The organism is Gammaproteobacteria bacterium, from assembly GCA_028817225.1.
In the GTDB taxonomy this organism is placed as follows: Bacteria; Pseudomonadota; Gammaproteobacteria; order Poriferisulfidales; family Oxydemutatoraceae; genus Oxydemutator.
Window position 1 is genome coordinate 1 of record JAPPQC010000017.1, and the last position, 9,536, is coordinate 9,536.

Annotated in this window: 1 protein-coding gene; it reads left to right on the forward strand. The window is 68.8% G+C overall.

Annotated elements, in window-relative coordinates; translation table 11 throughout:
* The coding region (locus OXU50_02325; GenBank protein ID MDD9868719.1) for a hypothetical protein at positions 1 to 9,536 on the forward strand (9,536 nt) is incomplete at both ends.

Sequence of the window (9,536 nt, forward strand, 5' to 3'; positions counted from 1 at the left end):
ATGACATTGTGTCGCCGCCCGGCCTGGACGCCGCCGCGACGACGGGCGTATTGACGGTTCCGTTGGGCCGCACCGGGCTGATTCATTTGCACATCACCGACGACACCGCGCCCGAAGACGACGAGACGCTGCGCGTGGTTGTCGGCGAGCCGCGCACGGCGGGAGACGCTTTCGCCAGTCCGAACAGCGCAACGGTCATCATCGGCGCGGGCGACCAGCCGGCGCCGGCGCCGGCGCTTGCGATCGCCGCCGACGATTTCAGCGGCCTCTTTGAACTGGACGGCAGCCTCCGCCGCACGCACCCGCTGACCGCCGCCATCACGCGCGCCGCCGCCGACACACCGCCCAGCCTGTTGACATGGCAATGGCGGCAGGTGGCCTCCACCGCGGCGGACGCCGCCGCCGTGCCCGCCACAGACCTCACCGTGTATCTCGGCGCCATCACCAGCGCCACCGGCCGGTTTTCCTCGACCGGCAATGTCGCCGCTTCCGCCGCAATCAGGCCGCTGGTGTATGCGACCGGCGATTACCATTTCCGCCTGACGGTAACCGCCACCAGGGCCGACCACCTGCCGACCGTCGTCAGCGATGTCGTCAGCGTCCGCTTCCGTGACTCCGACGCGCCCACCACGCCGGAGGTGTCCGCCACCGGCGCCGACGCGGCGGCGACGGACGGCAACGGCCATCTGGTGCTGAGCGTGCGCGAGGGCGACCGCGTGGTCATCACCACCACCGCCACCGATTTGAACCCGCGCGGGGAGCTCTTTGTCCTGGCGGAAGACCGGTATTACGAATGGCGAACCGACAACACCGCCGACTTTTTCAGCGCCGCGTTTGAGCCGGATGTGACGCCCGGCCGCGTAACCGGATTCACGGTGCCGACGCATCCGGAAACCGGCGGCGCCACAACGTACCGCCACCGTGTGACGGCGGTGGACGACGGCGGCGAGAGAAGCGCGCCGCGCCGTGTGACGATTGTTCACCGTGACAACGCCGTGCCGGTGGCCGACGCCGGCCCCGACCGGCAGGCGGGCATTGACAGCCGGGTCATGCTGGACGGTCGCGCCAGCCTCAATGCGCGCGGCGTCCGCGACACCGGCCAGTTGCAGTACCAGTGGTTGCAGGTGAACACGGACAACGCCGGCGCCGGGGTCGTCACCGACGGCGTGGTGCTGCGTTCCTCGAACACCGCTGTCGCGAGTTTCGATGCGCCGTCGCAGATGGAGACGCTGTATTTCCGCCTGACGGTTACCGACACCAACACATTGAGAAGTTCTTTTGACACGGTCGCCATCACGGTGCTGCCGCAGCAGACGCTCGGCATCCGCTCCGCGTCGCCCGCGGTTACCGAGGGCGGCGTCATTCGCTTCACCGTCGCCATCGGCGAAGGTCAGCCGGCGTCCGACGGCGGCGTCAGCGCCGACTGGAGCATCGGCCCCGGCGCCGCCGGCAACCCGGCGGAGCCGGGTGATTTCGACGCCGACGGCGTGGACGGCCCGGACACGGTGTTTCCGTCCGGCACGGCGGTCATCGCGGCCGGCCAGGTTTTCACCATCGTAACGGTGCAAACGCCCGACGACCTGTCGCTTGAAGGCACCGAGACCTGGCGCCTTGCTCTCGGCAATCCGCGCGGCAACCCCGGCATCTTCGCCGAGTTGGGCGCGGCGGAGCAAAGCGGCGAGATATACGACAACGACCTGGGCAATTACAGCGTAAGCGTCCATCCCGCCGGCGTCGCCGAAGGCGGCAGCGTGACTTTCACGCTGGAGTTGGCGCAAGCGCTGCCGGTGAGTCTGCCGGTGCCTTTCGAGGTCGGCGGCGCCGGGATTGAGGCGGGCGACTTCAGCGTGGAACAGGCGCCGGGCGTGAGCGCGGGCGTGATGGGGGGCACGGTGACGATACCCGCCGCGGCAACCAGGGCGCAGGTGGTGCTGGCCATCGCCGACGACGACATCAACGAAGCCGCCGAAACCCTGCGGATGTCGTTCGGCGAAGCCGGCAGCGGGCTTGGCGGCGATGTCGTCATCTCCGGCAACGACACGATTGAGGTTCATATCATCGGCGACGAGGACGCTTTCTTCAGCGGGCAGTACACAGGCGGCCTCAATCGCGCTCTTGATGTGGTCAGAAACTTTCCGCCATTCTGTTCTCTCGGGGAGTTTGACCTGAGCGGTTTCAGCCCGGGCTATGAACTGGTCGAGGGCACCACGGCAACTTTCAAGGCTGTTCTGGGCAATTTTCAGGGCCTTCACCCCGGCACCTACAACGGCACTTTCCGTTCTTTCCCGAGCGCGGGGGATATCACCGTGCGCTGGGGTGTGGAGATTTTCATAGACGACCGACGACTCAGCACAGCCGAAAACCCTGATTTTGACTTCACTGCGGGCACTCCCGGAAATGAACGGCTCTCCAGGGGAACCAGTATTCTGGAAGGCAGGGTGACCATCCCCGCCGGCAGCACACAGGCGGAAATCAGGTTCCTGGTCCGCGATGACGGCTTGAATGAGAGAGGAGTGCGCGCCGGAGAACTGGGCCGCATTTTTTTGCGGCCTGAAGGCCTGAGCCAAATCAGGGGGCCGGGCGCCGGGGTTGTCCAGTACGCGGACGGAAGCAACAGTTGCGCCGCCTCAATCCATGTCACGGCGCGCCAGTTGACCGTTGCCGGCCCGGCCCGCATTGACGAAACCGACAGCAACATCAGCCGCGATTACCTGATTACGATGATCGGCTCCCCGTTCACCCGCGACACCAATGTTACCTGGCAGTTGACGACCGGCGGGCCCGCCGACAGGGCGGACGATGCCGACTTTGTGCTGCGCACCGGGAGCGTGCGTTTCGGCCCCGGCGACCCCAACGGCGCGACCAGAAGTTTCACCGTCACCGTCGTCGGCGACAACCTGAACGAGGCGACGGAGAGGTCCACCGTGCGCGTCAGCGTCCCCGACCCCAACACCGACGGCGGCACCCGCCTCTTTGATCCGCGAGTTGGCGACCCGCAAATCGGCAGGCCGCAAAACGGCGGCGTTGACGACCCGCGCAACATCGGCCCGCACTTCGGCTCGATGTCGCTGGTGATACCGGACGACGACCCGATCACCGCCACCGTAACCGGCGGCGGCCATCTGGACGAGGGCGCCACCGCCACCGTCACCGTCGCCCTGGACGGCGGCGACCTTTCCAGGCCGGCGGAAGTGATTTACACCCTCGGCGCCGACGACCGCGGCGCCACCGTTGACGCCGTTCTCGGCGACGACTACACCGACCCCGCCGGCGGGCGCATCACGATTCCCGTGACCGGCGACCGCGCCACCATCCACATTCCGTCCACCGACGACGGCCTGAACGAGGCGAGCGAGGTGTTCCTGGCCACGGTCGGTTTCCGTTCGGCGGGCGCGAGCACCACCGTCAACCCGGTGCGGCGTTTCACGATACGCGATAACGACGACATCACCGTCTCCTTCGCCGACGCCGCGCTGTCCATAGACGAGGGCCGCAGCGCGCGGCTGGCGGTCGGCCTGAGCCACCCGAGCGCGGCGCGGCTGCGCGTGCCGTACACCGTCACCGCCGGCGGCGACAACCCGCCGCCGTTCACCGACGCCACCGGCAGCCCGCTTGTCTTCGAGGCCGGCTCCACCGGCGGCGAGATTGTCCTGACCAGCATCAACACCACCGACATTGACACCGGCACCGGCACCTTGACGCTCGCCTTTGACGGCGGCGGCATTGACATCGGCGCCGCCGGCGGCGCCGTCGGGGTTTCCGGCGCCGCAGTGGTCACGGTGGCGTTCCGCGAGTTCGACCGCGAGTTCTCAATCGCCGCCGCCGGCGCCGCCGCGAACGAAGGCGACACGGTGGCGTTCACGGTTGCGCTCGACGGCATGGCGCCAAACGAACCGGCGACGGTGGACTGGGCCATCGGCGGCGATGTGGATGCGCGCGATTACACGGCGCCGGCCTCGGCCTCCGGGCAACTCTCTTTCAACGCCACCGGAAGCCGGGTGATTAATGTCCTGATTGCCGCCGACGGCCTCAACGAAACCACCGAGACGCTGACGCTGACGCTGAGCGGCGCGCGCGGCGGCGGCGGCCAGAACAGCGGCATCATCACAGCCACCGCGATGGTCGTCATCGCCGCGAGCGATCCGGCGACCGCCACCATCGCCGCCGACCGCGCGACGGTGGCCGAAGGCGCGACGGCGACCTTCATGGTGGCGCTCGCGGGCGGCGTGCCGACCACCGGCGTCGCCGTGCCGTTCACCGTGACGGGCGACGCCGCCGACTACGACATCGTGCTGCCGGGCGGCCTCGACGCGCAGGCGACGACGGGCACATTGATCATCGCCGCCGGCTCGACCGGCGGCCGGATCGGGCTGGCGATAACCGACGACGACGCCACCGAGGACGCGGAAACGCTGACGGTCATCATCGGCGCGCCGCGCGCGGCGGCGGACATCCGCCTCGGCGCCGTCAACAGCGCGACCGCCGCGATTGCCGCCAGCGACCAGCCGCTGCCGCCGCCGGCGGTGATGACCGCCGCCGACGACTTCGCCGACGACAACCTTCAGGGCGCCGCCTACATTCTGACCGGCACCGCCGTCCGCGGCGCCGGCGACACCGCGCCGCCGAGCACGCTGACCTGGCAGTGGCTGCAAGTGGCGTCCACCGCCGCCGGCGCCGCCGCCGTCGCCAGCACCGACACCGCCGTCTGGCTCGGCGCGCTGAGCGGCGCCACCGGCACGGTGTCCACCGACGGCATCGCCTCCGCCGTCATCACGCCGGATGTCTATGCGACCGGCGACTACCACTTCCGGCTGACCGTCGCCGCCGCCAAGCCCGGCTACAAACCTTCGACGGCGAGCGATGTCATCAGCGTCAGGTTCCGAGACACCGATGCGCCGCTTCAGCCGGCGATGGCCGTCACCGGCGATGTAACGCAAATTGTCTGCGGCGACGGCGGCGGCGCCTGCACGCTGGATGTGCGCCAGGACGAGGAGGTGATTGTGACCGTTCTCTCCGCCGACCGCGATGAAGGGGAGTTGCTTGAAGACCGGTTTTTTGAATGGAGCACGAGCGGCGACAGCGTCAGTTTCTTCAGCGCCGCGCTTGAGCCGGATATAACGCCCGGGCGCGTCACGACCTTCACGGTGCCGGCCCACCCGGTGCGCGGCGGCGCCACGACCTACCGGCACCGGGTGGTGGCGGTGGACAGCGGCGGCGAGCGCGGCCCGCCGCGCGAGGTGGTCATCGTGCACCGCGACACCGCGGCGCCCGCCGCCATGGCCGTGGCCGACATGCCGCGGGCGACTTCGGGCGCAACCGTCGTGCTGGACGGCCTCGGCAGCCGCAACGCCGGCGGCGGCGTTGGCGGCATGACTTTCCGCTGGCGACAGGTGGTTTCGACAAGCGACGACGCCGAGGTCATCATCGCCGGCGATCCGGGCGCGGTGGAATTGATCAATGCCGGCGCCGCGACCGCGACCTTCACCGCGCCGCTGGCGACGCCGATGCTGTACTTCCGGCTGACGGTGACGGACGACATGACACTGAGGAGCGATTCCGCCGCGGTCGCCGTCGAGGTGCGCCTGCCGCCGCGCGTTCTGTCGGTGGCGCCGCCGCATCCCGCCGTCGCCGTCGAGGCGACCACACCCGCCATTGTGCGGCTGCGGCTGTCCGGCGGGGTGCCGCACACGGCGCCGGTGTCGGTGGCGTGGGCGGTGACCGGCAGCGCGGTTACGGGCGACGACGATGTGGAGGCGGCGGACTTCTGCCTTGCCGACACGAGAACCGCGCTCGGCGCCTTGCCGCGCGGCACGATTGAGTGGATGCCGGGCGACAACGAGGCCGAAATCGCGCTGACTTTCTGCTTTGACAATCTCGCGGAGCCGCAGGAGTTTTACGATGTGGTCTTCTCGATGCTGGCGGACGGCGCCGGCGGCGCCGGCACGACGGAATTCAGCGGCGGCGCCGGCAGCGCGACGGTGTCGGGGCGCGTGGACGCGAGCGGCAGTGCGCCGGTGGTCAGTTTGTCGGGCCCCGACGCGGTGGGTGTCGAGGGCACTTCGCAGACATGGCGGGTGCGTCTTGACCGGGCGCACACGCAGGCCGTGGAAGTCTTGTACCGGATTTCTTCGGTGACGAGCCTGGTTGTGGTGGCGGGCGAGTTTCTCACCTTGCGCCGGGTGGTTGACGGCGCGTCGGCGGATGACTTTGCGCAGGTGCAGGGGGCGTCCGTCGCCGCGCTTCCGCTGACCGGCAGCGTCGTCATCGGGGCGGGCGGCACGCAGGCGTCCATTGTTCTTTTGTACAGGAACGACGACGAGTCCGGCGGCGCCGACGAGGAGGAGGAGCATTTTCAGATCAGTCTGACCGGGTTTGACGGCGACCCCGGCGCGCTGTTTGCGGCGACGCTGGACACGGACGGGCCGGTGGTGTCGCGGGGCAGCATCGCCGGCGCGGTGAGGGCGGTGGCGGAGGTTGCGTCGCGCCGGGTTTCGGCGGTTGAGGGCATGAACGCGGTGTTCACAATCACGCTGGACGAGGCGCAGGCGGAGGCGACGACGGTGCACTGGACGCTTGTGGGCACTGCGGTTCGCGGCGTGGATTACGGCGGCGCCGGCATTGCCGCGGGCCAGTTGCCGGCGATGACCTACCAAACGGCCATCGAGGCCGGTTCAACGCGCGCGGATGTGACGCTGGATGTGGCGGACGACGGGTTCAACGAGGCGACCGAGACTATCGTCATCAGAGTGGTTCGCGGCGGTGATGTGCGCCCCGGCGCGGTTTCGTTTGCGACTCACCGGATAGAGGACAACGACCCGATGGCCGTGCGTCTGTCGGGCGGCGGTGAGGTGGCCGAGGGCGGCGCGGCGGCCTTCACCATCACGCTCGGCAGTTCGCCGACGACAACGGTCGAGGTGCCGTGGAGCGTTGACGCCGTCGGCGGCAGCGTGTCGGCGGATGATTTCAGCGATTACAGCGGGTTGCCGTTTGCCGGCACCGCGATCTTCACCGCGGGCGGGACGACGGCGGCGACGGTGTCCGTCGCCATCGCCGCTGACCGCATGGTGGAACCGCAGGCGCAGCCGTTTGCGTTTTCGGTCGCCGCGTCCGCGGTGACCGGCGCGTACGGCGAGACGACGGTTTCGGGTTCGCCGGTCGGTGCGTCCATCGCCGCCGATGGCGCACCGCCGGTTGTGGTTTCGGCGTTGCAAACGCCGCTGGCGGAAGAGGGCGACACCAGCCCGACCTTTGTCATCACACTGCGCGACAACGCCGGGCCGCTGCTGTCGGGCCGCGAGATTCAGATGACCTGGGCATTGACCGGCACAGCGGATAGCGGCGCCGACTACGGCGGCGGTGAGACCGGCACGGCAACGATTGCCGCAGGCGGCAGCGAGACGCGGGTGGTGTTGAGCCTGGTGGATGACGATGACAACGAGTCCACCGAGACCATTGTGCTGACGCTGTCGAATCCGGTTCCTTCGGGCGCGGTGTCGCCGCCGCTGCCGGCGCCGGTGACGCTTGAGATTCTGGACAACGATGTCATCACGGCGACGGTGGCCGGCCCGTCTTCGCCGGTGTTTGAGGGTGCGACGACGACCTTCACGGTGTTGCTGAGCGGCGGGCAGGTGGGCGCCGGAGAGACTGTGACGATACCGTGGCGCATCGCCGCGACCGCCGCCGCCGATGACGATGACGCCGAGGCGTCCGACTTCGCCGACGCGCAGGGTGTGCCGCTGGCCGGTTTCCCGACCGGCGCGGTGTCGTTCGGCGCGGGTGAGACGGAGCGGGTTATCTCATCCATCAGGATAGTGAACGATGGCGTGCGCGAGACGACGGAGACCTTCAGCCTCGCGCTTGGCGCCGCGCAGAATGCGGCGGGCGTTGTGGTTTCGCAGGGCATGTCTTCCACCGCGACGATCGCCGCGAGCGTGGAAAGCCGCTTTGTGTTTTCGGTGGAGCCTGAAAGCGGCGCGGTGGAAGAGCCGGGCGGAGGCGTTGCCGCATTGAACTTCATCGTCAGCGCGACGGCGACCGGAGCGGCGCATGAAAGCACATTGTCGGTGTCGTACCGGTTGGGCGGCACGGCGGCGCCGGGTTCCGATTACCGCCGCGCCGACGGCGTGGATGCGACGACGGGCACGCTGATGTTCGGCGCGGGTGTTACGACGAGGACGGTGGCGCTTTCGGTTGTGCCGGACACCTATGCGGAGACGACGGAGACGGTGGTGGTTTCGTTGGGCGCGCCGGATGTGGGCGCCAATCCGGGCAATGCCGGGTTGAGTTTGCCGCTGTCGTCGTCGGTGGCCTTGATTGCGCCGCGTGATGACCAGCGCCTGGCAATCGGTCTGTCGTGGGCTTCGGGTTCTGTCGCCGAGAGTGGCGGCGGCGCGGTGTTTGAGATAACGCAGACATCGCCTTCCACGGCGGTGTTCGAGGCGACGGCGACGGTCACCTACACGCTGTCAGGCACGGCGGATGCGGGCGCGGACTACGACTTGCCGTCCGGTTACAGGAACAGCAGCGGCACGGTGGTGCTGCGCGCCGGCTGGCCGGGCGGGGCGTCTGCGCGAACGACGGTATCGCTGAATGACGACGCCCTGAACGAAGACGACGAGACCATCATCGCGCGCATCAGCGGCGTGTTGGTCGCCGGAGGGCACTGGACTGCGAATCAGAATCAGCAGACGCTGGATCTGGAGGACGACGACGCGATTACTTATTCGGTTAGCGGGCCGGGCGCGATTTCGGAAGACGCCGGGCAGGCCGTGTTCACGGCGGCGTTGAGCGGCGCGGCTTCGGGTTCGGTGGCGTTGATTACAGTGCCGTTCACGATTGACACGGGCGCGGCGGATGCGTCGGATGTCGGCGCGCTGCCGTCATCGCCGGTTCAGTTCGCGGCGGGCGCGACGAGCATGGAGATTGCCATTCCCATCACGGAAGACACCGTCAACGAGGCGACGGAGACGCTGACGCTGACGCTCGGCACGCCGGCGACCGTCGGCGCGGGCGGCGGCTCGGTGACGCGCGCCGCCGATGCCGCCGATTACACCGCCATGGCGTCCATTGAGGACAACGATGCGCTGACGATTTCGCTGACACCGGCGTCGCAGACGGTGTCCGAGGGCAGCAGCGCGGGTTTTGTGCTGACGGTCGGCGGCGGCGAACCGGGCGGCGTGGTTACCCTGACTTACACGATAACCGGCGACAGCGCGAACGCGAACGCCGCCGACATCAGCCTGGCGTCGCTGTCGGGCGAGACGACCATCGGCGCGGGCGAGACGAGCGGCGCCTTCGGTTTCGGGGTGTTGTTTGACAACAGCGCCGAAGACGAGGAAACCCTGAGCGTTGTGCTGGACGAAGTGGCGCAGGCGGGTCACGGTGCAATCGCCGTCGCCGGCACGGCGCAGGTGGTGGTACCGGCGAACGACGCGACGGCGCGCACGCTGACGGTGACCGGCCCGGCGTCCGTCACCGAGGCCGATGCGGCGGTGACCGGCGACTACCGGATTGATCTTTCGGGCAGGCGTTTCAGC